A 25,523-nucleotide genomic window follows, 5' to 3' on the forward strand; every position below is an offset into this window, starting at 1 on the left:
TTCTGGCTGTGAAAGAGATGCGCGACGTGCTTCCGCTCAATCCTAAATATAGCAAATACTATAATAACATGCCTCATGTTTGTTGTGACGCAAAAGGCAAATTTTGTCCGGCCTTATCGCGGGCGGTAAAGTCCGCGCCTTGTGCGGCTCTGGCTTTGTGGTGTGCAACCCCTCTCACGCAGGCTTATGCGGAAACGCGCTCGGCCATTCATGCCGGGCGTAGCACAGCAAAAGGGCCGATTGACGCGGTCAAAGCAGCCCCTCCGGTTCAGAGCGCGCGTTCTGTGAGGGCGGCGCAGGACACAGTCCGGAAAACCGATGCGCCTCAGGCGGCAGCCGTTGCTTCAGGCAAAACAGAAGCGGTGACTGTGCATGCCGCCTTTAATTCAGCCCGTGCGCGTATTGCCCCTAATCTGGGGGCGGTCGCCTATCGCATGGGGCAGGCGCAGATTAATACAACGCCGGGCGGAGAAAACGCAGCCTTTAATCAGGTCCTGCTGCGGATGCCCGGCGTGGTGATGGATTCATTTGGTGAAGAGCATGTGCGGGGCGAGCATGGTGGTCTGACATACCGGATTAACGGCGTCCTGCTGCCAGAAGGGCTGAATGGCTTTGGGCAGGAACTGGATACGCGTATTATTGATTCCGTCACCCTGATGACAGGCACCCTCCCCGCCCAGTTTGGCTTCCGGACGGCCGGGATTGTGGATGTGACGGCAAAGTCAGGGAATTCTCTGAATAATAAAGAAATTTCTTTTTATGGCGGTAGTTATAACACCTTTAATCCCTCTTTTCAGGTGGGTGGAACAAAGGACAAATGGGAATATTTTGTCTCTGGCTCCTTCAACCGCAACAATATCGGGATTGAAAACCCAACCCCGGCTTTTCGGGCAACGCACGATGTTACGGAACAGGGCAAGGCGTTTGGCTACGCATCCTACCACTTTGATGACACCAGCCGCATCAGCCTGCTGACCAGTGTTTCAAATGCGAACTTTGAAATCCCCAATGCTGCCGGGTTGCCTAAACTCTACGATATTCACGGAGTGGGAGATGTTCAGTCTCAGGATGTAAATGACCGGCAGAATGAGCAGAACTATTACGTCGTGCTGTCTTACCAGAAAACGGGGAATAAACTGAACTATCAGATATCCCCTTATTTCCGGTACGGAGCCATCAACTATACGCCAGATCCGGCGCGGGACATGGTGTTTCAGGGCGTGGCGGAAAAGGAAAATAATACCTTCACCACAGGCGGCCTTCAGTTTGACGCCTCCTATGATGCTGTCAAAGCGCATACCATTCGTTTTGGTGTTCTGGGCCAGTATACATCTGAAACATTATGGACGCGGACGGACGTGCTGCCTGTTGATGAGGCTGGTTTTCAGACCTCGGTTCATCCCATGTCCATTCAGGACAATTCCGGAAACTGGGCGGCAGAAGCGGGTGCTTATCTTCAGGATGAGTGGAAACTGCTGAAAGGCGTCACCCTGAATTACGGTGTGCGGTATGACCGGTTTGAATCGTCTTTTGATCATGAAGGTCAGGCCAGTCCGCGCGCTAATCTGGTCTGGGAGGTTGACCCCTCCACAACCGTGCATTTTGGCTACTCCCGTTATTTTGCTCCCCCCACGGCTCAGTATATCGGGCAGGCGACCCTGCTGAAGTTTGCAGGTACCACAAACTCCCCCGAAAATTTCAATGCGACAGCAACAAAGGTTGAGCGGTCCAATTATTTTGATATCGGCCTGTCCCATCGTTTCCCTCAGGGGCTCTCCATTACAGTCGACGGATTTTACAAGCAGGCGAAAAATCTTGGAGATCTGGGGCAGTTTGGCCGTGCGGTTATTCTCACACCGTTTAGTTACAGAACGGGCAAGGTCTATGGCGCGGAGTTTGGCGGTAATTACCATTACAAAGGCCTGACGGTGTTCGGGAATTTCTCTTTTGTAAACACCGCCGCAAAGGATGTGAATTCTGCCCAGTATCAGTTTCCCGCGGATGAGCTGGAGTACATTAAAAACCATGCTATCAAGCTGGACCACGAGGGCGAGTTTACATCCAGCGCCGGTGTTTCCTATGGCTGGGCTGGCAATAAAGCCTATGTCGATTTCCTGTATGGCTACGGCCTGCGCTCAGGCTTTGCCAATACGGAAAAGCAGCCAAGCTATCACGTCATTAATATTGGGTACGAGCATGTTTTCCGGAACATCCGCCCTCTTAAAGGGCTGAAACTGCGGGTGGATGTGACCAACCTGTTTGATGAACGCTACCAGATCCGCAACGGCAGCGGACTGGGGGTTTTTATGTCACAATACGGGCAGAGGCGCGCTGGTTTTCTGACAACCGTCATACAGTTCTGACGCTCCTGCAACACGGAGGGGTCAGGTCGGCAACCATTTGATAATGAAAATATTTTAGGCGCTCGACAAAATTTGTTCTGCAAATGTCCCTTACATTTTGCCGCGTCAGGCCCCATAACAGCCCCAGAGATTTTTGTGCGGTTCCTGCCCGCACAAACTGAGGTCTGGAGAATGGCGCATGGATGTAGAGCATATGGAAGACGTTTCCACGGTAACGGAAACTGCACAGCCGGACCCCGTTCCGGCTCTCCCTGCCTCTCCTGCCCTGAAAGTTTCCCTTCAGGACGCTCTGAACGCTTCCTTGTGGGAAAACAGCGTGCCAGTGCTGCTGGAACTCGCCCTGCAGAACCATACAGAGCGCAGTTTTTCCCAGATTGATATTACAGTTACCAGTGAGCCACCTGTGATCCGCCCACGCACCTGGCATCTTCAGCAGGTTGAGCCGGGCCAGTTTCGCACACTGAAAGATCTTGATCTCAAGCTGGATGGTGCCTTTCTGAACAGACAGACAGAAGCCTCCCGTGCCTCTGTCACCTTCCTTGCCAAGGATAAGGAAACCGGAGAAGAACTGACCCGTACCGTCATCGATCTCCGCGTTCTGGCGCGGAATGAGTGGGGTGGGCTTTCCGGTATTCCGGACATTCTGGCGGCCTTTGTTCTGCCGAATGACCCGGCCGTTGCCCGTATTCTGCGCAGCGCCAGGGAAATTCTGAAAAAAGAAGGTCTTACCTCTTCCCTTGAAGGGTATCAGGGGAACAAGGAGCGCGTCTGGCAGCAGGCGCAGGCGATCTGGTGCGCTGTGTGTCAGTTGGACCTTGCTTATATCAGCCCGCCTGCGTCTTTCATTGATCACGGCCAGCGTATCCGCCTGCCCAGCCAGAGCGTGGAAGAGCGTCTGGCGACCTGTCTGGATACAACAGTGCTGTTTGCGGCCTGTCTGGAAGCAGCCGGCATTCGTCCGGTTATCGTCCTTACACAGGGTCACGCCTTTACCGGCTTCTGGCTGGCAAAATTGGATGCTGGTGTGTCTGTTATGCAGGATCTGCCTGCCGTGCGGAACCGCCTGAAATTGCAGGACCTTGCTGTTTTTGAAACAACACTGGTTACGGCGGACCGTAAGCCCAGCTTCTCCGTCGCGTGTGAAAAGGGAGAGGCCAGTCTGCGTCATGCAGGCGAGGACGAAGACAATACATTCCGCGAGATTATTGATATCCACCGCGCCAGATTGCGGCGTATCCATCCGCTCTCCTGCACTCTTCCCACAGAGTTGCCAGATGGTCCCGGCGAGACGGTAGAGCCGGAAGCCGCCCTCCCCGTGTTTGAAGCGGCTCCTATGCTGCGGGAAGATACGCAGGAGATGGAAGAGGATAAACCGGCCACACCCGCTGACCGTCTCCAGCGCTGGTGCAACCGGCTGCTGGATATGTCCGGGCGGAACCGGCTGCTCAATCTGCCTCGTTCCGATAAGCAGTTGATTGTAATTGATTGCCCCAACGCATCCGGGCTTGAAAACCATCTGGCCGCGATGCGGGCCGGCCGGCTGACAAAACCGCTCCGCTTCTGCTCATGGCCGGATATGATGGATGCAGGAGACCCGCGTCAGGCCCATCTGCACCATGAGCGGCATCACGAGGATGCGTCCCGGGCCTATGCTGAAGAAGCACTGGAACGGAATGAATTACTGGTCTCCCGCAAGGAGACTCAGATTCAGGCGGCCCTGACGGAACTTTATCGTCGTGGGCGGGCCGCCGAGTATGAGGGTGGCTCCAACGTCCTGTTTCTGACGATTGGCGCTCTGGCATGGACGCCGGAGGGACGGGACAAACCCTACCTTGCCCCGCTGATCCTCATTCCGGTTATTCTGGAGCGCCCAAGCGTTAAATCCGGCTTTGTTCTGCGTGCTCACCCGGATGAAAGCCGGATTAACGCGACCTTGCTGGAAATGCTTCAGGCTGATTACGGACTGCGCTTTTCCTCTCTGGATCAGGACCGTCTGCCGGAGGATGAAGCCGGGCTGGATGTGGACCGTATTCTGGACGTGTTTCGTGCGGGCCTGCGGTCCGTTCCGGGCTGGGAAGTGCGGGATTACGTCACGCTGACAACATTGTCCTTTGCCAAATTCCTGATGTGGAAAGACCTTCAGGAACGCAGCAACACCCTCCGGACAAGTGAAATCGCAACCCGTCTGCTGGACGGCATTACGGCAGAGGACACTGAGACCGCGCCACTACCTCGTTTTTTTGAGGTTGATGGCTCGCTGGATGATGCGCTGGTCAAAGCCGATCTGATCTGCCCGATGGAAGCAGATTCCTCGCAGATGAAAGCGGTTGCCCGGGCCGCTTCCGGGGAAAGTTTTGTGCTTATCGGCCCGCCGGGCACTGGCAAGAGCCAGACAATTGCCAACATTATTGCCAACACCCTGGCGCAAAACCGCACTATTCTGTTCGTTGCGGAAAAACGGACAGCGCTGGAAGTTGTGCGCAACCGGATGAAGCAGATCGGTCTGGCGGAATTCTGTCTGGATCTGTTTTCTCCCAAAGCCAGCAAACTGGCTGTGCTGGGGCAGCTTGAGGCTGCGCAGACTGTTCTGGAGAATTTCAACCCGGAAGAATGGACGCAGAACCGCGCGCAGCTTGACCAGCTCCGTATGGAGCTGAACAGTTACGTTCTCGCTCTGCACCAGAAATGGCGCAACGGCTGGACAGCCTACCGTGCGATTGGTGTGACGCTGCGGGCGGATGATGCACAGACGCTTGCTGTCCCGCTGTCATGGCCCGACTGTAACAGTCATACCCCGCAGGATTATCAGACGCTGGCAGAGACGGCGGAAAACCTTGCCAGCCTGCATGAGCGGATTGGTGACGTTGTGCAGTCTCCTCAACTGGCCGGGCTTGAGCACGTTGAGTGGTCGCCCATCTGGGAAGGACGGCTTCTTGATGCCGTCACAACGGCACTTTCCAGCCTGAACCGTCTGCGCAGTGCAGCCGGGGAGGCTACCCGCGCTCTGGGGCTTGGCACAGCAGATCTGTCCTTGCGCCGCCTACGGCAGATCAACACTCTGTGCAGCCAGCTTTTGAAGCCGGAAGCCTGTGCATGGGCATTTCCGGATACGTCTCAGCAAACGCTTAATGCGCTTCTGGCAGAGAAAACGCCCATTGCGCGCCACGCACAGCTTAAAGAGGAACTCCTGACGGAGTGGAAGCCAGGAGTGCTGAGCCTGCCGCTGGAAAATATGGTGCAGGAATGGCAGGATTCTAAAGACAAATGGATTTTTGCCCGGTCTAAAATCCAGAAATCCCTGCGGAAAAAGCTGGAAGTCCACACTAGTGCGGTCCCGGAAGCCTGTGAAGATGACCTGATCCGGCTTGCGGAAATACAGGCGCTGGAAAAACAGCTCAGAGACGCGCAGCATCAGGCCGTTGTCGGGGCTGTCTGGCAGGGGCTGGAAACGGACTTCAGCACAATTGAAGCTATGCACAGATGGGGGGCTGAAACACGTACCGCTCTGGCTGCCTGTGCGGGAGATACCGCCGGGCTTCTGGCAGCACGAACGCACCTGAACGCGCTGCTGCGTGACGGCATGGATCTGCTGCGCTCCGGTGGGCCCGTTCATCACGCGCTGACGGCATTCCAGACAACGCTGGCAGACTGTCTGGCCAGTCTGGACGCGCTTGGCGCGCTCAGTGGATCGGATGCGCTGGCCCTTGTCGAAAACAGCCATGTCACATGGCTTGATGCCATGATGGAAACGCTTGAGGCCTGGAAGCAGTCCGCGCGTGATCTGCGGGACTGGTGTTCCTGGAAACAGGCCTGCCACAACGCGGTAAGGCAGGGTCTGACACCCCTGATTACGGCTATTGAACAGGGACTGGTGGCGGCTCAGGATGTTCCGTGGGTTTTTGAAGCCAATTATGCCCGCTGGTGGGTGCGCTTTGCCATTGACCAGTCCCCCCTGCTCCGCAGTTTTGTCGCCGCGACACATGAAAAACGGATTGAACGGTTCCGGGCGCTGGATCGTAAGCTGATGGACATGTCCGTCAGGCTCATCCGTGCACAACTTGCCGGGCAGATCCCGGATGCCAGAACCCGCCAGACAGACCCGGAATATAAGGTGCTGACGCGGGAGCTGGCGAAGAAAATGCAGCATCTGCCCATCCGGCAACTGGCGGAAAAAATGCCAACGGCGCTGCGCCGTTTAACGCCCTGCCTGATGATGAGCCCGCTGTCCGTTGCGCAGTATCTGCCAGCAGATGCCACGGCCTTTGACCTTGTAATTTTTGATGAGGCCTCACAAATTCCAACATGGGATGCCATCGGTGCTATCGGGCGTGGCAGGCAGGTTATTGTGGTGGGAGACCCCAAACAGCTCCCCCCAACAGACTTTTTTAACCGGACCACATCCGACACTGATGAACTGATTGAAACCCAGACGTGTGATCTGGAATCCATTCTGGATGAGTGTCTGGGGGCTGGTGTGCCTCCGGTCTATCTGTCCTGGCATTACCGCAGCCGGCATGAAAGTCTGATCGCCTTTTCCAATCAGGCTTACTATGGTGGGCAACTGATCACCTTCCCCTCGCCTGTCACCAGAGATCATGCCGTTTCTTTCCGCTTTGTGCCGGACGGCGTGTATATGCGGGGAGCCGGGCGCACCAACCCGGTTGAAGCCCGCGCCGTTGTGGCAGAGGCTTTACGCCTGTTGCAGGACGGCTCTGAGCGCTCACTGGGTATCGTGACGTTTAATAGTGACCAGCAAACCCTGATTACGGACCTGATGGATAATGCCCGGAGCGAAGATCCGGCCCTGGAGCGGTTCTTCTCGGATGAGGCGGCTGAACCGGTGCTGATCCGTAATCTGGAAAACGTGCAGGGCGAAGAGCGGGATATCATGCTGTTCTCCCTGACCTACGGGCCCGATCAGGCAGGCAAAATTTCCCTCAATTTTGGTCCGCTGAATCGGGATGGGGGAGAGCGCCGCCTCAACGTGGCGATTACCCGCGCTCGGGAACGCCTGATTGTGTTCGGATCTCTGCACGGAGATCAGATTGACATTGCACGCACACAGGCGCTCGGCGTGCATGATTTGCGGAAGTTCCTGACTTTTGCAGAACATGGTGCCACAGCCCTCGCCGGGCTGCATGAAGGCTCCGTTGGGGACTTTGACAGCGATTTTGAAAAAGAAGTTGCTGCCCTGCTGCGCCTGAAAGGGTGGCAGGTTGTACCGCAGATTGGCGTTTCCGGCTTCCGCGTGGATTTAGGGGTTGTCGATCCGGATCGCCCGACGACATTCCTTGCCGGGATAGAATGTGACGGAGCCACCTATCATCGGAGTGCCACAGCGCGTGACCGTGACAGGCTGCGGCAGGCAGTTCTGGAAAATCTGGGCTGGACGATCCTCAGAATCTGGTCAACCGACTGGTGGACCAATGCGCAGCGTGAGTGTGACAGGCTCGACAAGGCCTTGCAGGACCTGCTGGATAGAGCACGGGAAGAGCGCGCCTTACAGGAAGAAGAACAACGTGCTCAGATGCCGCAATTATCTGCCGAGGCTGAGGACGGTGCATCTGAGGAGCCGAACAGAGAATTATCTCCGCCAGAAACAGACAGTCAGGAAGTCTCTCAGCACACATCCGGCTCTGATCGTAAGGTATCCCCGGACGCACCGCAGTCCTATGCGTGCGCCCCGGATTATTTGGTGCCACAGTCAAACGGACGACTGTCATTTACAGAACAGCCTTCGTGCGAAGGCCAGATGGACATAGTCCCTGATCAGACGCTGTTTTTCAAAGAGACCTATACGCCTGTCCTCCTTCAACTCATCAGGCAGGCAGTGAACAGGCTTGGCCCGGTGCGGGAGGACGTGCTTGTGCAAACTCTTTCTCGACAGCACGGTTTTGCACGGGCCGGGCGTGATATCCGGGACCGTCTTCAGGGCCTTATTCCTTCCTCGTTCGCCCGCACGCAGGAAGAGGTCGGCACTTTTATCTGGCCGGAGGCGCTATCTCTGGAGGAACCGCTGGCTTTTAAGGCGCCTGCAACGGGTGAGACGCTGGACCCGGCAACTGTGCCGCTTACCATGCTGGTCAGTCTGGCAAAGACATTACTTCCTACCGGACTGCCCGATGAAGAGTTGATTGCCACCATGCGCAAAGCCTGCGGCATGGCGCGCATGGGTGCGGCAATACGCTCTCGGTTTGAAGCAGCGCTTGCGCTCAGCCGCGATGATAAGGCACGGGTTAGTGATGCTCACTAAATCATATCATCTGCGCTACAAATCTTGCGTATTTCCTACATGGGTGTAATGGTACCGATAAGTTCCTGATACGCAGATCCTGTTGCCTGCTTTTTCAAAAATCATGCGGGACGCCTCTGGCGTAGTCTTTTTATCCAGATGGCACGAGGCTCAGCATGGTGCGCGACACACGTCGTTTTTTTCTGCGGGACAGAACACACTCTGACCATACAGAGCTGGACCATCTTATTGGCCCACTGACTTCTGAAACGGCTTATCGCCGCTATCTGAAAAGCCTCGCCGGGTTCCGGGCCGGAGCAGAGCAGGCTGTCAGTAAGGCCCTCTGGCCAGAAAGCCTTACTGGCTGGTCCCCTGTCTCTCTCGGCCGTACGATGCAGGCTGATCTGCACGATCTTGAAGAAAGTACAACACCCCTGCCCCCATTTCCTACGCCTGCGTCCGTTCCGGCATTGTTGGGTGCTCTTTACGTCCTGGAAGGATCCTCGCTCGGAGCCCGCTTTCTGGCCAGGCAGGTGGCGACACTGGGCTATTCACAGGATTTTGGAGCAAGGCATCTGGCAGTTCAGACGGCCTCCCCTGATAACTGGCAGCATTTTCTGCATCGTCTGGATGCTTCGTCCGAATGGGATGCGGAAGAGGCCGCAGGCAGCGCCCGCACCCTTTTCCAGTATGCACTCCATTCCGTAAGGCACACGGATAGCCTTACTGCCATTTATCATGGTTGAGTTTGGTCAGGCGGACCTCACAAGCTGCGATAAAGAACCTATCCATATTCCGGGCAGTATTCAGCCGCATGGCTGTCTGCTGGCCTGTGAGCGCGAGGGGTTCCGGGTGCGGCGTCTGTCCGCCAACGCGGCCTCCATGCTGGGGCTGGAAGGGCTTGCCCCCGGCAGCCAGCTTTCAGACCATCTGAGTGCCGCCACGCTGCATACCCTGCGTAATGCTCTGGCAAACAGCCTTTCACTAGGCCGTCCGGCGTATGTTTTTGGTGAGCAGATTACGCAACACGCCCGGTTTGATCTCTCAGTCCATATGTCTGGTGACGATATGGTTATTGAGTGCGAACCAGAGGGCGCGCCGGAGGATAACAACCAGTTTGTTGCCAACCTGCGCATGATGCTTGACCGCTTGCGTGACATAGCGGACATGGAGCGGCTGTTTAGCGCCGTTGTGCGGCTGATGCGGGGCATGCTGCACTATGACCGCGTGATGATCTATCGCTTTGACCCGGACTGGTCTGGCAAGATTGTTGCTGAAGCACGCTCTTCTGCGCTTGAAAGCTTTCTCGGGCAGCACTTCCCCAGTGCGGATATTCCTGTGCAGGCCAGAGAACTCTACCGCCGGGCCTTGATCCGTATGATCGGGGATGTCAGCTACACGCCTGTGCCTATGCAGCAACTTCCGGGGCTGGGCGCGCTGGATATGTCTCTTTCCCAGTTGCGAAGTGTCTCGCCCGTTCATTGCGAATATCTGTCCAACATGGGCGTGGGGGCGTCCATGTCCATTTCTCTGATGGTGGACGGAAAATTATGGGGCATGATTGCCTGCCATAACTACTCTCCTAAAATTCTGACGTTAGGGGAGCGCACAATCGTCAAGATTTTTGGCGAATTTGTTGCGCTGCGGATTGTGGTTCTGCTCAGAACCAGCCGCCTGCACGTCACCCAGCAAACCCATAGTCTGATCGAAAATTTCCTCAGAGACGCTGTTCCGATGTCGGACATGCCCTCTTACCTGCGCGAGCATATTGCGGATCTGGCCCCGCTTATTCCCTGTGATGGCATCGGGTTGTGGATTGACGGACAATGGACAACCTATGGCACAGCGCCGTCTGCGCCGGAGACGGTCCTCAGCCTTGTTTCCATCGCGCATGAACGGGCGGGACACCAGATCTGGCATACGGACCACCTGACGGACATTGTTCCGGATGCACCGGCTATGTTGCCGGACGTGGCCGGAGTTATGATTATTCCGATTTCGGCCCAGCCGAACGATTATGTGTTTCTGTTCCGCCGGGAGATCCTTCAGACTCTCAACTGGGGCGGTGACCCGAACAAAACCTATACCAACGGCCCGCTTGGCCCCCGGCTGACGCCGCGTACCAGTTTTGCAATCTGGAAAGAGGAAGTTCGGGAAAAATGCCTCCCCTGGACAGATAATAATCTGGAAGCGGCGGGACTGGTGCGTTCCGGTCTGATTGAGGTCATGAGCGCCTACCACCAGCAGCAACTGAAAGAACGCGCGCAGGCTGATACCCGCCAGCGCATGCTGAATGAGGAACTCAGCCACCGGGTCAAAAATATTCTTGCAGTTGTCCGCTCTCTCATGGCGCAGCCTGTGCCAGAGGGCCGGACGTTGCAGGAGCATTTTGATGTGTTGCAGGGCCGCGTGAAGGCGCTGGCCCATGCGCATGATCAGGTTGTCCGCACAGATGGCGGCGGTCTGCTTTACCCCTTGCTGGACGCGGAGCTCGCCCCTTACCGCCTTCTGCCGGATACCATCACGTTGTCTGGCCCGCCTGTCTGGCTGACGGGGCGTGCGCTGTCCGTCATGGCGCTGATTGTGCATGAACTGGCGACGAATGCCGCGAAATATGGGGCGTTTTCCACGCAGGAAGGACGCCTGCATGTGCGCTGGTGGCAGGATAAGGCAACGCAGGACTGGGTAGTTACCTGGCAGGAAACCGGCGGCCCCACCATCAGCCGGTCTACCCGTAAGGGATTTGGTTCCATTCTGCTGGACCGGGCTGTTCCGCATGAGTTGCATGGCAAAACACAAAAAGAGTTTCGAACTGAAGGGCTTTTCATCCGTTTTGATCTACCAGCCCACCATGCTGAATTGATCACACAGGAGAACAGCACCATGCAGGAGCCCGTGAGAGCAGACGTCATGCAGGCAGATCGCATCCGGTTGCAGGACAAGAACATTCTGATTGTAGAAGATCAGCTTCTGATCGCGATGGATGTTGAGCAGGCACTTGCTGACTATGGACTGTCTCAGGTGCGCTCTGTCTCTTCTGTGTATGAAGCCCTTCAGGCTATCCGCACGGACCAGCCTGACTGTGCCCTGCTTGATTTCAATCTGGGGGATGAAACTTCCGCCGATATCGCACGTGCGCTGAGGGAGCGTGAGATTCCGTTCCTGTTTGCCACCGGTTATGCGGACCGCTCCATGATCCCGACCGAATTCCGGGATGTGCCGGTTGTGCGCAAACCCTATGCACCCGCAACGCTGATCAGGGAAATGGAAAAACTGCTCAGTTGACCGGATGTGTCAGGGGCATAATTCCCACGGTACGGGAACCATCCCGATCCGCTGTGTGGTAACATGGTAAATTGAGCGGACCAGCGTTTCTGATAACACCTGCTCTGGCAGGCCATGGGCCCGGACTGCGCCGTTCTGCATCAGGACAAGTTTGTCACAAAAGCGGGCGGCCAGTCCGAGGTCATGCAGGACGACGACGACTGCTTTACCGTCCTGATACGCAGCCTGCCGGAAGAGGTTCATCACCATCAGGGCATGGGCAGGGTCCAGTGCGGCAACAGGCTCATCTGCCAGCAGAATGGGCGCATCCACACAGAGCATCCGGCACAACGCCAGCCGGGCCAGTTCACCTCCGGACAGACGATGCGCTGCGCGATCAGCACTTTCAGTCAGGCCTGTTTTCTGCAACGCCTTCGTGACTTGTGGGTGCTTTAACGCGACAGTGCCACTCTCCCCATGCGCAAGCCTGCCCAGTGCGGCAACGTGCCGCACGCTCATAGGCGGGGGGCGCACGCTCTCCTGCGGCATAAAGGCAATCTGCCGCGCCCGTCTTGATGGAGGTATAGACGCAATAGAGTCCTCGCCAAGCATCACACGCCCCATATCCGGTGCCAAAAGCCCGGCAAGAACCCGGAGCAGACTACTCTTCCCTGCCCCGTTTGGTCCGATAAGTCCCACCACGGCCCCGGCCTGCACAGACAGGGTCACCGACCGCAGGATCTGTCGTTCACCGAGAGACAGAGACACATCCAGCGCTGTCAGGCTGTTCATACTCCGTCCTTCCGTAGTCTCAGCACCCGGTGGAAAAAGACAGGGGAACCAACCAGAGCCGTCAGCACTCCAAGCTGAAGTTCAGGACCGGAAGCGGCCATGCGCACAATGTTATCCGCCACGAGAAGCAAAGCGGCCCCACCCCAGAAGGATGGCCAGAGCAGGCGTGAGGGCTGATATCCTGTCCATCCTCTCAGGAGGTGAGGTACAACCAGTCCGACAAACCCGATTGCACCAGAAACCGCAACGCAGGACCCAACAGCCAGAGCAGTCCCCAGCACAACCCGCATCTGGACGCCGCGCCAGCCAGTAAGAGCAAAGCCCATACTGCTCGCGACGTCTTCCCCTAGTGTCAGAGCATCCAGCGCGCGGCCTGTTGTCAGCATCAGCGCAACACCCAGAATGCTTCCGGGCAGGCAGATGGCGACATCCGTGAATGTCCGGTCCGTCAGTGACCCCATCAGCCAGTGCATAATTTCAAAAGAGGCGTAAGGACTTGGGACGAGATTAAGCGTCAGGGCTGTCAGAGCCGCAGTAAACCCGCTTAAGGCCGCGCCTGCCAGCAACAGCACCAGTACACCCCCATTGCCCACCAGCAACATCAGCAAAGCCACGGCAGCAAACGCGCCGACCAGCCCCCCCAGCGGGAGCGCTATTAACGAAAGCTGCATCAGTCCGGTGTAAAAGACGCAGACCGCCCCCAGCGCTGCACCGCCCGATACGCCCAGAATACCGGGGTCCGCAAGCGGGTTACGCATATAGCCTTGTAAGGTTGCGCCTGAAAGACCCAGAACACCCCCGACCAGAAGCCCCAGAAGTGCTCGGGGCAGACGCAGTTGTTCCAGAATAATCGCGCCTGCGCTATGGCGGCCCGCCAGACTGTCCTGCAAGGCCTGTAGTCCGGCAATGGAGCTTTCCCCGTGCCAGAGTGATACAAGAAACAGCACGCCAACGCACGCAGCCAGAGAGAGGGAAAGGCTCCGTATCTGCTTATCTCCAGTCATTTGAGCGCCTCCAGCGCAGCCTTGCTGGCTTTAAGGCGGCTGATTACGTCTAGCGTTTGCGGCAGACCACACAGCCATAATCTGGCCGGAATATCTGCCCTGTGCGCCTGCGGAAAGGCGTTCTGTAAAACAGGATTATCCAGCATGGACTGCGCTATGGAATAACCACGACCAGAACGATCCAGAATGAGCAGGTCTGGCGGATGTGCTATCAGAGTTTCCAGAGGGAGCTTTGCCATATGGCCGACGCCTTTGCGGGCTGTATAGTTCTGAAAGCCCGCATGACGCAGAACATCGTCCGGCAGACTCCCCGGCTGGGTTACAAATCCGTTGGCCGCGTAGATCGCCGCAACAGGGCCGTCTGCTGCCGTAACGGTCTGCTCCGCCAAGCGCTGCCGAAAAGACGCAACCAGTTCTCTGCCTCGCTCAGGCTCCCCAATAGCCTCCGCAACGCTCATAATCTGAGCCGGAATATCTTCCAGTTTATCCGCAGGACGAAGTGCGACAACAGGTAACCCCAGAGATCTTGCAACCTGCATCGCAACGCGCGCCGTATAGGTGCCACCCAGCACAATATCCGGGTTGCTTGCCACAACAGCCTCGGCAGAAACACGTAAGGTCGGCACTGCGCGAGCCTGCTCACACATTACGGAATTCTGGCAGTCACGCACCATAGGGCTAAGCGCCGCTATATTTTCTGGTTTTGCCAGCATCAGCACAAGCTGGTCAGTGCACAGATTGAGCGAAACAATCCTGTGCCTTGGCTCGGCCAGAGCGATAGCCGGCCCGGAACAGAGCAGCACAATAAGAAAAAACCGACGCCACATCAGCAGGTTACCAACCTGATGGACTGGTAGAAGCGGAGTGGCATAGTGGCGTTGATCCCGTGACACAGCATTTCTGTCACCAGATCGTCTCGAGGCCAAGCAACAAGGCATACTGCAAGCAGAGACCCTGCCTCTTTAACAGCCTGCCAAAAAGACTGCGCCCAAGACTATCTGATTACGTCTGGCAGAGGACAGGTTTCATGGTGCGCAGACCTGTAAAAACCTGCCTCTCTGCCCTCTCAGAAAGCCGCAAAGCCGGGACGTGTCAAGAACAGCGCGTAAACGGCTCATGCAGTGCACGGCGTCTGACGCACCGTGGCAGGAGTGTTTGCAACATGCTCAGCGTTGCCGTGGCGGAAAGTCCGGTTTCATTGGAAAACCGGGTCAGTTCTTCTTCTGTGAAGAACTGGCGGATTTCTTCTTCCGTGGCGGCCGGGGCATCATCCTGCCTCTGCCAGAGACGAATAACGTCGATCATGCCTGCCGCACTGGCCCGCTGTTCCAGCTTGCTGGGGGTATCCGGGCGGGGCACCGGGCCGAGCAGGTCATTCAGAAGGGAGAGCATGCCCGAGACATCCTGACTGGCCAGTGTCATGAAGTCACCCGTTTTGGTGACGGCAGATGTGAGCTGTTCTGTAATTTTCATGGAACCCACCTTGACCTTTTATGGTCCGCAGAACGTCCGCCTGATCTGCTCCTGCCTTATCGGACCGCCCTGCTCAACCAGATAAACTCTCTTCACGGGAAGACAGATTAGGGATGCTGGAGGAGCCTGTTCTGCCAACGCCTGCCTGAAGACTCTGTTGCATGGTTAGAAGCGCCTCACCAGAACGTGTTTGCAAAGCGAGGGAGTGGGCAGTCGCAGGCCTTAAAGGCCAAGCATTTTGCACCAGAGAGAGAGGACATGGTCCCGGCTGAAAAGAGCCATGCGGTCTTTTCCATTCTGCGAAAATGCGAGACGTGTTTCCGGGTCTGCCATCAGGCTTAAAAGCCCTTCCGCCAGCCCCGCGACATCATCCTGCGGCACCAGAAGCCCTGTTTTGCCCGGAACAAGAATTTCGGCAGGGCCGGTTTCACAGTCAAATGCTACAATCGGCACGCCAAACGCCGCGGCCTCCAGCATGACCATGGGCAACCCCTCAAACCGGGAGGAACAGGCCATGAGTCCGGCCTGACCAAACAGTGTTGCAACGTCCTTCTGCGCGGGGCCGACAGAAGCATGGGCCAGTGTGGCCGCCTGTTCTGTCAGCATGGCTTTTTGAGGCCCATCTCCAACAATCGTCAGACGCCAGCCGTCCGAGCGCGGGTCACGCTCGACCAGTCTCCATGCTTCAAGCAGGCGATCAAACCCCTTTTGCGGACTTAACCGGCCCAACGCCAGCACGGTACGGACTGTGACATCGTACGGTTTTTCGGACATGGGAGGTGCCATATTGGGAATACAATGCACCTGCGCTCTGGGCCGCGCTTTTTGCTGCCAGAGCGCCTGATCCCGATGCGTCAGTGTGACAACATCATTTGCCCATTTTGCGGCAATAGCCCGCCCCCATCGCCTCTTTTTTTTGCCCAGATCAACCGTGTAGTTAAAATGCTCCCAGACAATACAGCGTATTCCCGCCAGTCTGGCCGCAGCAACCGCGTAGAGCGCATGTGTTGATTCAACAATAACGAGTGTTTCAAGGTTTCTGGATTTTATAAGCCGGTAGAGGCGCAGTATCAGGCTGGGGGCTGACCAGAGAAGCGAGACATGCTTCGATGATAAAACGTCACGCTGGATACGATCATCCAGAAAATACGCAGGCGGCCCTTCAGACACGACTTCTATCAGCGTGATATCGGCTTTTTCCACCAGTCCGTTTATCACGGCACAGCAGGTACGTTCCGTACCGCCCATCAGGCCTATGGTATGGATAACAAACCCAATGCGCATTTCAACTCCCTCTCCGGTCATAGCGCCGGAGCGCATTTTAAACATGCGCTAGTGTTTTCTGGCCTTACCAAGCAGGCTGGACATCAGCAAAAGATAAGCCTGCCCGCCACAATCAATGGCAAAAGGCTTGACGGCGTCCGCCAGCGTCTGGCTATCCGGTGCAGGCTTTCCCAAAACAGCAATCATGGCTTGCGCGAGGGCAGAGCTGTCTCCTACCGGCACAACATGCACAGCCTCGCAACACGCGACAAAGTCTCGTGCTGCGGGCGTGCAGTCTGTGGTGATTACCTGCCGCCCGGCGGCCAAAGCTTCCAGAATAACAGCACCGTATCCTTCCCGCCGGGAAGAGAGAACAAACAGACGCGCCTCATCCAGATAAGGGCGAATGTCCGTAACATAACCTGTCAGCCTGACTTTATCCTGCACACCTTTACGAAGGGCGAGGTCCTGCAAAGCCTGATGGTCCGGCCCTGCCCCACAGATCGTCAGTGTCGCTGAAGGATATCGTCTGGAAACCGATGCAAAAGCGTCTATCAACAGATCAAACCCTTTGGCATGTGTCAGCCTGCCTGCGGCCAGAATATTCAGGCTGGCTGCATCCGGCATGCGCGGAGCCGGCAGGCTGCCGCAGAGTGCCGGTAGAGGAATAACATCCGTTACTGACCGCCTGAATAACTTATTGGCTTGCAGGGCTGTCGTGCAGTCAAGCGCAATGAGTCTGTCAGATTTTTTCAGCAGAATACGCATGCGCATGTTAAAAATTTTCTGTGCCCATGCGGCGCGGCCCGGTTTATAAATCGGGGAACTGATCTGTGTCAGAATAACAGGACGTACCTTAACGGGCAGTTTCCCGAGGTGATACGCAACAGGCCAGTGGTAATTTCCGGGGACAAAACAGGCTTTTACAGGGTTTTTCTGAAAATACTGCGCCGCCTTGCGTGCAAGCTGCGTCATGGAAGACGCAGACCTGCAAAGGGGCTGAGGCGCAATGACCAGATGGACGGCCGGGTCCAGCAAATTCTGCATCTCGCCTTCACTGGCGCCGGCAAATATCACAACAGGATGCCCCTGCTGCGCCCAGTAGTTCGCAAGGCGGATTGCAATCCGTTCAGACCCTCCAAAGACAAAATCATGAATGACAATGCCAATGGAAAAAGCGTCTTGCTGTGTCAGCATAGTTTTTGCAGAATTTTTCTGGTTTCGCGCATGAGTTCAATAGACAGTCCGTGCGCGGAAAGCTCTGTCCGTTTCACATCAAACACCGTCACCGCCCCTGCGGCGGAAAGCGTATGCATACCTTCCGTATAGGGGGAAAAGTCTTCCGGGATTTTGATCCGGGAGCCCGCGTGCGTCACAACATGCTCAGGCGTAAGTTTCTCAAACCATAAGGGCCTTATAGCGCCGCCATAAGTCCATGAGCAGTCCTGCACCGGCAGCATGACCTGCCCTTTCAGAACCCGCGGTGTTCCGCCGGGCCGGGTGCTGGCGGAATGGAGGCGCACAGGGTTACCGGGGTGCCGTGTCCACGGGCCGTGCAACTGCTCTGCAAAGGCCAGATGCAATTCCCCCACAGGTTTTGGCGGCTTGCTGGCCGGGGTATAAAAAAGCCACCATAAGCCATCATGGTAAAAAGGCGTTGCGTCCACCGCTACATCTGGGCCGAGATCAATAACGCAAGCAGGCTCCCATACATCCGGGAAAGACTGCGCACGATAAAGGGTCAGCTTTCCTGAGTGATAGGCTTCCGGCAGCATCCAGATTGCGCCGTCCGCTTCAAAAACAAAGGGGTAAGACAGATGCCATGGCTCAGAAAGCGCAACACGCTGCTCCAGTAATCTGAAGCCTGTGTCGTAGAGAAAGACTTCTATAATGCCGTGTCTGGTACGATAATCGAATGTCTCAACAAAGACATAAAGAATATCATCTTTCCAAAATCCGAATGGATCAGCCATAAACTGGAAAGGTTTCAGGGCAGGAAGCCACGCAACAGGGTCTGCTCTTACGCAGCCGTCTTCAATAATGGCATCCAGAGGCACGTCGGAAATGCCAACGTGCCAGATATCTTTACGAAGACCCAATTAAAAAACCTTTTATATTCTCAAATTGACACAGCTTTCCTGTCTTCTTTGGCAGACATAATGAACACTTAAATTTTTATCAAGGCCAGCGCCTGCGCGGCAAGCAGGAGCACCACAGGATGCTCCCTTCCCTTTTTTGCACGTCTTGCCCGCTCAGCATGACAGACCGCACTGTTTCACCCGCCATACTGTGCGTCAGACACCTGTTCCAGCCAGTCAACCGGAGATCCATTCAGTTTTTCCTGAATGGCAATGTGGCTCATGGCCGTAGTTGCTGTCGCGCCATGCCAGTGCTTTTCCCCCGGCGCAAACCAGACCGTATCACCGGGATGGATTTCCTGAACAGGGCCGCCTTCACGTTGCACCCATCCGCATCCAGCCGTCACAATAAGGGTTTGTCCAAGTGGGTGTGTATGCCAAGCTGTCCGGGCACCCGGTTCAAACGTGACAAGAGCCGTGGTGACCTGTGCAGGCTCCGGCGGATTGAACAAAGGGTCAATGCGCACGGTCCCGGTAAACCAGTCAGACGGGCCGACAGCAGAGGGTTGTGACCCAACGCGTTTAATATCCATGATAAATACTCCTGTTATATCGTCCGGAAATGTCGTGTTAGTCTGGATAGTCTCTCTGAATATCCAAAAGTGTCATGGCTGGCGGGTTAACCGCTGTGTCACAAAAGCCAGAAGTGCAGCGATGCCGAGCACACAGGCACTCGCGGTAAACGTGGCCTGATATCCTATGCTGTCAAACAGAATACCGCCACAGGTTGCGCCAAGCGTAATGGCAAGCTGGACGACCGCGACCATGAGGCCTCCGCCCGCTTCCGCATCCCGCGGGAGCGTTCTGGCCAGCCAGGTCCACCACCCTACGGGTGCTGAGGTTGAAAACAGCCCCCATGCGGCCAGTATAACAGCGCACACAATAGTCGATTGTCCAAAAGCAATCAGGCCCGTAGCCAGAAATGCCATCACGATCGGGATGGAAATCAGAACAGGATAGACGCTGGTTTTCAGCAGCCTCCCGATCAGCACAGTGCCGATAAAGCCGGACAGTCCCATTAACAGCAGGATAAAGGACAGCGTGGAGACATTCACATGCGCGACTGTCTCAAGAAACGGCCGGACATATGTGAATAATGTAAACTGCCCCATAAAAAACAGGCTGACGGCCGCCATGCCGAATGTCACACTCGGCCGCCTCAGCAAGGCAAAAACACTTGCAGAGTGCGGCGTGCGTTCACTGGGCATGGATGGAAGGCTGATAAGCTGCCAGACCAGAACAAGAACCGCCACAGGAACCACGCAGAAAAACGCACCACGCCAGCCAATCAGGCTGCCGAGAAAGCTGCCAGCCGGAGCGGCAATCACCGTCGCCAGAGCGTTTCCACCATTCAGAATAGCCAGTGCCCGTGGCACATGATGCTCTTCTACCAGCCGCATGGCCGTGGCCGCGGACATGGACCAGAAGCCGCCGATAACAACACCAATCACCGCGCGCCCAAACATGAAAATGATATAGTTGGGCGCAAGCGCGACAACTGTCCCTGATATAATCATCATGCCGATAAGGGTGAGCAGCAGCGTTTTACGGTTCAGGCTCTTGGCAAGTGAGGAAATGAAAAGGCTGGTCAGGACGGCAAAAGCTCCGGACACCGAGATGGCCTGTCCGGCCTGCCCTTCCGTAATATGGAGATCGACCGCAATTGGCGTCAAAAGGCTGACAGGCATGAATTCCGAGGCAACGAGCGCAAAGGCTCCAAGAGACATGGCCAGCACCGCACCCCATGATCCGGGCCGCGTGTTTATGCCCGAAGTTGTGTCGGGACCCGTGTAAGAAGTTGTGTCCATTCCGCCTCGTTATTACAATATTTTCTAGTCATAGCTGGTCATTTGCCATTTCAGGCACATCGGCAGACAAAATTTTTCGGTAACTGACCGTTTGCTGCACGAAGTTTTCTGTTTCCAGTGCCGCATGACCTGCTTCGTTCTCAACCATAAGAAACAAGCGGACACAGGACTAGACCCAATAATACGAGGATCGTCATGAGCAATTCTCATGAATTACCTTTTTAGAGGCTTGGGATAGGTGAATGGCCCTGAACCAGAGAAACCGGCAGAGCGCGCCATTCTTGCGTTGCTTAGGCTGTGCAAGGGATTTTTTGGGAGAATGGAATAGTCGGGTTATGCCTGTTCGAGACGGCATAACCCGTTATTTTTAAGAACATCGAGCCTGAAAAACTCAGACAGTCTGACGTGTGGGCCGGAAAAGAATTTCGTTGATATCAACATCTTCCGGCTGGCTGATTGCAAACGCAACGCACCGGGCAAAAGAGTCAGCCCCGATCGCAAAACCGGGAACAACACTCCGGAGTTGTTCCGCTGTTGCTTCATCATGGATGCTGTTGAGCAGTTCAGACTGAACCGCGCCCGGTGAAATTACGGTCGTGCGCAGGTTATAAGGCTTTACTTCTGCCCGCAGTCCTTCTGAGAGCGCCCGAACAGCAAATTTTGTGGCGGAATAAACAGCACTGTTTTCAAGAACACGATGCCCGGCCACAGAAGAGACATTGATAATCTGGCCGCTTTTCTGGACCTTCATATGAGGAAGAGCGGCGGCAATACCATACAGAACCCCTTTGATGTTCACATCAATCATCAGGTCCCATTCATCAACCCGCAGTTTTTCAAGCGGAGAAAGCGGCATGACACCCGCATTGTTCAGCAGGACGTCAATCCGGCCATAAGTCTTAACTGCCGTATCCACAAGTGCCTGAACAGACGCCCGGTCTGTCACGTCCGTTTCAACCGCCAGCGCTTTTCCGCCTTTGGCGGTAATAGCGTCTGCAAGGGTTTTAATCCGTTCTTCGCGGCGGGCACCCAGCACAACTGTCGCGCCCAGTTCTGCAAGATGCCGGGCTGCTTCTGCCCCCAGTCCGCTGCTTGCCCCTGTGATAACGACGATCTTATTGGCAATGTTACTCATGGTGTGTCTCCTTCTTGCTTACCGATCAATTTTTTCGAATTTGAGCACAAAATTATCTCCCTCACCGATCGCAGTATATTTGGCGCGATCTTTATCCCCGAGGGCGAAGGTCGGCGGCAGGGTCCAGACCCCTTTGGGCCAGTTAGCTGTATCACGCGGGTTGGCATTGATTTCCGAGGAGCCAACCAGCCGGAATCCTGCCTTTTCAATCAGGGCAATGGCATAAGGCTGACGGATGTATCCGTCCTCCGCATGCGGGTCCTGCGGAGCATTGGTATGTCCGCGGTGATCTTCAACACCAAAGATTCCGCCAATTTTCAGAACCCGGTGAATGGCCGCAAGCATCTGCGGCGCATTCCCTGCTTCCATCCAGTTATGAAGGTTACGGAAGGTCAGAACGAAATCAGCACTGGCAGGTGGCGCAAAATCGAGATGCTCTCCGTCAAACTGTGTGGTCTTAAAGGTGCTTTTAAGCTCAGGGTGCGCCTCCATCATTTTGCTAAACGCGGAACCGGCCTGATCTTCCCGTCCGAGGGCCAGAGTGTAAGCCCCTTTTTCATGCAGATACGGGGCGAGGATCTGCGTCCAGTAGCCCCCGCCGGGCCAGATCTCGATAACATTTGCGTCCGGACGCAGGCCAAAGAACTGTAATTCCTCCAGAGGGTGCCGGATCTGGTCACGGGCGACAAAGCGCGCATCCCGCGTTATTGCATGAACTGACTGTTCCAGTGTCGGGGCCGCGAGGGCGTTTCCTGATACAATCATGGAAACCGCACAGGCGAGAGGATAAACCGCTTTCATGATGTTTCTTTCACTCAGCTTCTGCGCAAAAATCACACAGGCTCATTATGTAGGGTCTCAGCGCATCCATGATTAGCCCCTTCAGGCTGCATACGCTCTTCCATTTTACTCATGAATGAGGAGCATGCAGCGGGGTTTGCCGCATTTCTTCTACAAACAGCGCAAAAGGCATTGTATTCTGGTGGTGGTGCGGAAAGCAAAGGTGATATCCGGTCCAGTATGGGCACCAGTCTTCAAGCACTTTGACCAGTCGTCCATCGGCAATAAATTTTTCCGCTACTATTTCCGGCATGTGTGCAAGCCCCAGCCCATCCAGACAGGCATCCCTCACCGGAAAAATACTGTTGAAGATCAGAGGTCCATCGACACGAACTTTTAGGTCCCGGCCATTTTTCTCAAATTCCCACGCATAAATACCGCCATAAGTAGGCAGGCGCATGGTGATGCACCGATGTTTTAGCAGGTCAGACGGTACCTTTGGCTTGGGGTTTTTCCTGAAATACGATTTTGTACCAACCACAACAAAGCGGATATCCGGTGTGAGCGGTATCGAGGTCATTTCCTTGGTCACCTGCTCCCCGAGCCTGATCCCGGCATCAAATCGCTCAGCGGCAATATCCACGAGTTTAAGGTCCGCACTGATCTCAATTTTCACATCCGGATATTTTTTAAGGAACGCCTCAATCCTTGGGCGAAGAATATAGGCAATCACATCATCTGGGGCGGTCAGGCGGATCATCCCGCTTGGCTGCCCCCGCAACTGCCCCAGAGCCGCGATCTGGGTTTCAATCTGGTCAAAATGCGGACCAATATTGCGAATGAGGTGGTCCCCAGCATTTGTGGGCGTGACACTACGTGTGGTGCGTGTCAGCAAACGCAGGCCAAGGCGTTCCTCCAGCAGCCGGATTGTATGGCTCAGCGCAGATTGTGAGACCCCCAGCTTTGCGGCCGCCCGTGTAAAGCTGCGCTCGCGCGCAACCGCCAGAAACGCGAGCAGGTCATTCAGGTTCTCGCGTGACATCTATGAGCCCTTTTCATCACTAAGCTTATATTATTTTAAGCAAAACGCCTTCCTGCGTCGAGATACCGTTCACCTCACTCTGTCGTGCTTAAAAAACCGGATGATTTTCAGGTTTCGTTTGGGGCGATAAAGCCCTCATGGTGCGCCTTATGTGCCCCCTTATTGATGAAAAAAACTCATCAGCATGTTCAGAATATAGCATCTAGTCGCATCGATCAGAGATCTTTTATGATCATGTCTGTTGTTTCCTCCAGACATTTTCAGACGCTGGGCGATACGACTCAGAAACTTCAAAAGAACTTAATACGATCCTGATGCGAAAAGAGGAAATCGCCAGTTTATGGGTATTGTTGGTCTCGCACTCCGGAAACCCTATACATTTATTGTAGGGGCGATCTTAGTTCTTCTTCTTGGTGTTTCTGCTATTTTCAGAACGCCCACTGATATTTTTCCCAATATCGACATTCCGGTCATTACCGTCGTGTGGTACTATGATGGTCTGTCTGCACCGGAAACCGAAAAACGCATTAGTACCTATACAGAGTTTTCTCACAGCTTTTTCGTCAACAATCTGCGGACGATCGAAAGCCAGACCACACCCGGTCTTGTGCTTCAAAAGCTGTATTTCCAGCCGGGGGTGGATATCGGGGTCGCTCTCGGGCAGACCGTTGCCGCCACGCAGTCCATCCGTGCCCAGCTACCACCGGGTGTGCAGCCGCCCATTATCATGCAATACAGCGCCTCCAGCGTGGCGGTTCTCCAGCTTTCCCTGTCTTCTGACAAGCTGACGGAAAGCGAACTGTACGATTATGGTGTCTATCGTCTGCGGCAGCAGATGGCGCCTGTTCCCGGCACACTTCTGCCCCCACCGCATGGCGGCAAGATCAGGCAGATCATGGTCGATATTGATCCGACCAAGTTGCAGGCCATGAAAATCAGCCCGCTTGATGTCTCCAACGCTATCAACGCCCAGAACCTGACCCTTCCGGGTGGCACGGTGAAATTCGGACCGTCTCAATACAATATCCAGATGAACGGCATTCCGTATTTTTCAAAGCAGCTCAACAACATTCCACTGCGCAAGGACCCGAATACCGGTGCCATCATCCGCATCCGTGATGTCGCGCAGGTTCGTGACGGCTGGGAGGTGCAGCATAACGTGGTGCGCCGTGAAGGGCAGCGCTCGGTCCTGCTGCGGATCATGAAAGCCGGGAATGCGTCCACACTGGCGGTTGTGAACGCCATGCGGGACACGGTTCTGCCCATCTCACGCGCCGCAGCGCCTCCGGGCATGAAGATTGACGAACTGTTCGATCAGTCCCTGTTTGTGAAAGCTGCCATCAAAGGCGTGGCGTCTGAAGCCGTGATTGCCGGTCTGCTGACAGCCGCCATGATCCTTGCCTTTCTGGCAAGCTGGCGTTCCACGCTGATTGTGGCGGTCTCCATTCCGCTCGCGATCCTGTCTTCCATCGCCATTCTCTCTGCTACGGGAGAAACCCTTAATCTCATGACATTGGGCGGCCTAGCGCTGGCCGTGGGTATTCTGGTCGATGATGCCACAGTCACGATCGAGAATATCCACCGTTTGCATCATGACGGCGCAGACTTGCGCAAAGCCGTTCTGGATGGTGCCGCAGGCATTGCACTGCCGACACTGGTGTCCACGCTGGCGATTTCCTGCGTGTTTGTATCTGTGGAATTCCTGACCGGACCATCACGCTTCCTGTTCACGCCTATGGCGCTGGCCGTTGTGTATGCGATGCTGGCCTCCTACGTTATTAGCCGGACACTGGTGCCGATTTTTGCGGCTCTTCTGCTGCGTTCCGAAGAACAGGCCAAAAAGCGCCGTGAAGAGGCTGGAAAGCCCCCCACGATTTTTGAACGGTTCGGTGCAAAATTTGATTCCCGGTTCGAGCGCTTTCGGAATGGTTATGCAAAGACACTGTCCGGCCTTCTTCATAGCTCATGGAAAGTTCCGGCTCTAGCAGCCTGTCGGGTTGGGTATTTTGTGGCTGATAACGCCGAGGCTGAGCCAGCTTATGCTACGTGAAGCCGTGCCATTCTTTTGCAGTTGTATGCGAGAGCGACGAGTGTCCATTCGGTCGTGACTTTTGCAAGGCTGCGCAGACTGAATCTTCTGAAGCCCATGATGCTTTTGATAATGCCAAAGATCGGTTCAACGGTCTGTTTTCGTAGTCTGTAAACATCTCCGGCATCCGTGGTTTCCAG

At 55.5% G+C, this 25,523-nt stretch carries 18 protein-coding genes; 5 read left to right on the top strand and 13 right to left on the bottom strand.

The features are described 5' to 3' along the window. Window positions 1–17 precede the first annotated feature (17 nt). The 4 genes from KP699_RS08185 (at window position 18) to KP699_RS08200 (ending at window position 11,880) form a co-directional block, all read left to right on the top strand. Window positions 18–2,363 carry a TonB-dependent receptor domain-containing protein gene (locus KP699_RS08185; RefSeq protein ID WP_252346878.1) on the top strand — a complete coding sequence of 782 codons (2,346 nt, stop codon included), beginning with the start codon at window positions 18–20 and terminating at the stop codon, window positions 2,361–2,363. Window positions 2,364–2,556: 193 nt separating this feature from the next. After that, window positions 2,557–8,616 carry a DUF3320 domain-containing protein gene (locus tag KP699_RS08190; protein ID WP_408736771.1) on the top strand — a complete coding sequence of 2,020 codons (6,060 nt, stop codon included), beginning with the start codon at window positions 2,557–2,559 and terminating at the stop codon, window positions 8,614–8,616. A 155-nt stretch (window positions 8,617–8,771) separates the two neighbouring features. Next, window positions 8,772–9,341 (top strand): biliverdin-producing heme oxygenase, encoded by a 570-nt coding sequence (locus KP699_RS08195; RefSeq protein ID WP_215762244.1) that lies wholly within the window; start codon window positions 8,772–8,774, stop codon window positions 9,339–9,341. Continuing rightward, on the top strand, window positions 9,334–11,880 hold the full coding sequence (locus KP699_RS08200) for an HWE histidine kinase domain-containing protein (RefSeq protein ID WP_215762245.1): 2,547 nt from the start codon (window positions 9,334–9,336) through the stop codon (window positions 11,878–11,880). The genes KP699_RS08195 and KP699_RS08200 overlap by 8 nt, the downstream gene beginning before the upstream one ends. A 9-nt stretch (window positions 11,881–11,889) precedes the next feature. On the opposite strand, the gene KP699_RS08205 is transcribed toward KP699_RS08200, so the two are convergent. The 12 genes from KP699_RS08205 to KP699_RS08260 form a co-directional block, all read right to left on the bottom strand. Next, entirely contained in the window at window positions 11,890–12,651 is a 762-nt protein-coding gene (locus KP699_RS08205) for an ABC transporter ATP-binding protein (protein WP_215762246.1), read from the bottom strand. Then, on the bottom strand, window positions 12,648–13,655 hold the full coding sequence (locus KP699_RS08210; protein WP_215762247.1) for an iron ABC transporter permease: 1,008 nt from the start codon (window positions 13,653–13,655) through the stop codon (window positions 12,648–12,650). The genes KP699_RS08205 and KP699_RS08210 overlap by 4 nt, the downstream gene beginning before the upstream one ends. Beyond that, window positions 13,652–14,482 carry an ABC transporter substrate-binding protein gene (locus KP699_RS08215; RefSeq protein WP_215762259.1) on the bottom strand — a complete coding sequence of 277 codons (831 nt, stop codon included), beginning with the start codon at window positions 14,480–14,482 and terminating at the stop codon, window positions 13,652–13,654. The genes KP699_RS08210 and KP699_RS08215 overlap by 4 nt, the downstream gene beginning before the upstream one ends. A gap of 265 nt (window positions 14,483–14,747) precedes the next feature. After that, entirely contained in the window at window positions 14,748–15,128 is a 381-nt protein-coding gene (locus KP699_RS08220) for a hypothetical protein (protein WP_215762248.1), read from the bottom strand. Window positions 15,129–15,350: 222 nt separating this feature from the next. Then, window positions 15,351–16,433 carry a glycosyltransferase family 4 protein gene (locus KP699_RS08225; protein ID WP_252346879.1) on the bottom strand — a complete coding sequence of 361 codons (1,083 nt, stop codon included), beginning with the start codon at window positions 16,431–16,433 and terminating at the stop codon, window positions 15,351–15,353. A 27-nt stretch (window positions 16,434–16,460) separates the two neighbouring features. Then, entirely contained in the window at window positions 16,461–17,588 is a 1,128-nt protein-coding gene (locus KP699_RS08230; RefSeq protein ID WP_215762249.1) for a glycosyltransferase, read from the bottom strand. Then, window positions 17,582–18,490 (bottom strand): formyl transferase, encoded by a 909-nt coding sequence (locus KP699_RS08235; protein WP_215762250.1) that lies wholly within the window; start codon window positions 18,488–18,490, stop codon window positions 17,582–17,584. Before KP699_RS08235 ends, KP699_RS08230 begins: the two co-directional genes overlap by 7 nt. A 176-nt stretch (window positions 18,491–18,666) precedes the next feature. Continuing rightward, window positions 18,667–19,062: a cupin domain-containing protein gene (locus tag KP699_RS08240; RefSeq protein WP_077929885.1), complete on the bottom strand. Its 396-nt coding sequence runs from the start codon at window positions 19,060–19,062 to the stop codon at window positions 18,667–18,669. Between the two features lie 72 nt (window positions 19,063–19,134). Continuing rightward, window positions 19,135–20,337, bottom strand: a complete 1,203-nt coding sequence (locus tag KP699_RS08245) for an MFS transporter (protein ID WP_308164898.1) — start codon at window positions 20,335–20,337, stop codon at window positions 19,135–19,137. 391 nt (window positions 20,338–20,728) lie between these two features. Next, complete coding sequence (locus KP699_RS08250; protein ID WP_215762251.1) at window positions 20,729–21,472, bottom strand: SDR family oxidoreductase; 744 nt, start codon at window positions 21,470–21,472, stop codon at window positions 20,729–20,731. Between the two features lie 18 nt (window positions 21,473–21,490). Further along, window positions 21,491–22,273, bottom strand: coding sequence for a class I SAM-dependent methyltransferase (locus KP699_RS08255; RefSeq protein WP_215762252.1), 783 nt, complete (start codon window positions 22,271–22,273; stop codon window positions 21,491–21,493). A gap of 109 nt (window positions 22,274–22,382) precedes the next feature. Then, window positions 22,383–23,294 carry a LysR family transcriptional regulator gene (locus KP699_RS08260; RefSeq protein ID WP_215762253.1) on the bottom strand — a complete coding sequence of 304 codons (912 nt, stop codon included), beginning with the start codon at window positions 23,292–23,294 and terminating at the stop codon, window positions 22,383–22,385. A gap of 340 nt (window positions 23,295–23,634) precedes the next feature. Here KP699_RS08260 and KP699_RS08265 point away from each other — a divergent pair, with 340 nt between their 5' ends. After that, entirely contained in the window at window positions 23,635–25,344 is a 1,710-nt protein-coding gene (locus tag KP699_RS08265; protein WP_252346880.1) for an efflux RND transporter permease subunit, read from the top strand. Here the strand turns inward: KP699_RS08265 and KP699_RS08270 are convergent. Beyond that, on the bottom strand, window positions 25,332–25,523 hold a 192-nt coding region (locus KP699_RS08270), incomplete at its 5' end, for a transposase (protein WP_215762254.1). The two genes, KP699_RS08265 and KP699_RS08270, sit on opposite strands and share 13 nt — an antisense overlap.

It is taken from the genome of Acetobacter sp. P1H12_c, assembly GCF_018811975.1.
GTDB lineage: Bacteria > Pseudomonadota > Alphaproteobacteria > Acetobacterales > Acetobacteraceae > Acetobacter > Acetobacter persici.

Bases quoted from the DNA above. Each gene is read 5' to 3' on its own strand.
- KP699_RS08200 (WP_215762245.1), top strand. From the start codon at position 9,334: ATGGTTGAGTTTGGTCAGGCGGACCTCACAAGCTGCGATAAAGAACCT.
- KP699_RS08215 (WP_215762259.1), bottom strand. From the start codon at position 14,482: ATGTGGCGTCGGTTTTTTCTTATTGTGCTGCTCTGTTCCGGGCCGGCT.
- KP699_RS08210 (WP_215762247.1), bottom strand. From the start codon at position 13,655: ATGACTGGAGATAAGCAGATACGGAGCCTTTCCCTCTCTCTGGCTGCG.
- KP699_RS08240 (WP_077929885.1), bottom strand. From the start codon at position 19,062: ATGGATATTAAACGCGTTGGGTCACAACCCTCTGCTGTCGGCCCGTCT.
- KP699_RS08230 (WP_215762249.1), bottom strand. From the start codon at position 17,588: ATGCTGACACAGCAAGACGCTTTTTCCATTGGCATTGTCATTCATGAT.
- KP699_RS08185 (WP_252346878.1), top strand. From the start codon at position 18: ATGCGCGACGTGCTTCCGCTCAATCCTAAATATAGCAAATACTATAAT.
- KP699_RS08255 (WP_215762252.1), bottom strand. From the start codon at position 22,273: ATGAAAGCGGTTTATCCTCTCGCCTGTGCGGTTTCCATGATTGTATCA.
- KP699_RS08245 (WP_308164898.1), bottom strand. From the start codon at position 20,337: ATGGACACAACTTCTTACACGGGTCCCGACACAACTTCGGGCATAAAC.
- KP699_RS08205 (WP_215762246.1), bottom strand. From the start codon at position 12,651: ATGAACAGCCTGACAGCGCTGGATGTGTCTCTGTCTCTCGGTGAACGA.
- KP699_RS08250 (WP_215762251.1), bottom strand. From the start codon at position 21,472: ATGAGTAACATTGCCAATAAGATCGTCGTTATCACAGGGGCAAGCAGC.
- KP699_RS08260 (WP_215762253.1), bottom strand. From the start codon at position 23,294: ATGTCACGCGAGAACCTGAATGACCTGCTCGCGTTTCTGGCGGTTGCG.
- KP699_RS08265 (WP_252346880.1), top strand. From the start codon at position 23,635: ATGGGTATTGTTGGTCTCGCACTCCGGAAACCCTATACATTTATTGTA.
- KP699_RS08195 (WP_215762244.1), top strand. From the start codon at position 8,772: ATGGTGCGCGACACACGTCGTTTTTTTCTGCGGGACAGAACACACTCT.
- KP699_RS08220 (WP_215762248.1), bottom strand. From the start codon at position 15,128: ATGAAAATTACAGAACAGCTCACATCTGCCGTCACCAAAACGGGTGAC.
- KP699_RS08225 (WP_252346879.1), bottom strand. From the start codon at position 16,433: ATGACCGGAGAGGGAGTTGAAATGCGCATTGGGTTTGTTATCCATACC.
- KP699_RS08190 (WP_408736771.1), top strand. From the start codon at position 2,557: ATGGAAGACGTTTCCACGGTAACGGAAACTGCACAGCCGGACCCCGTT.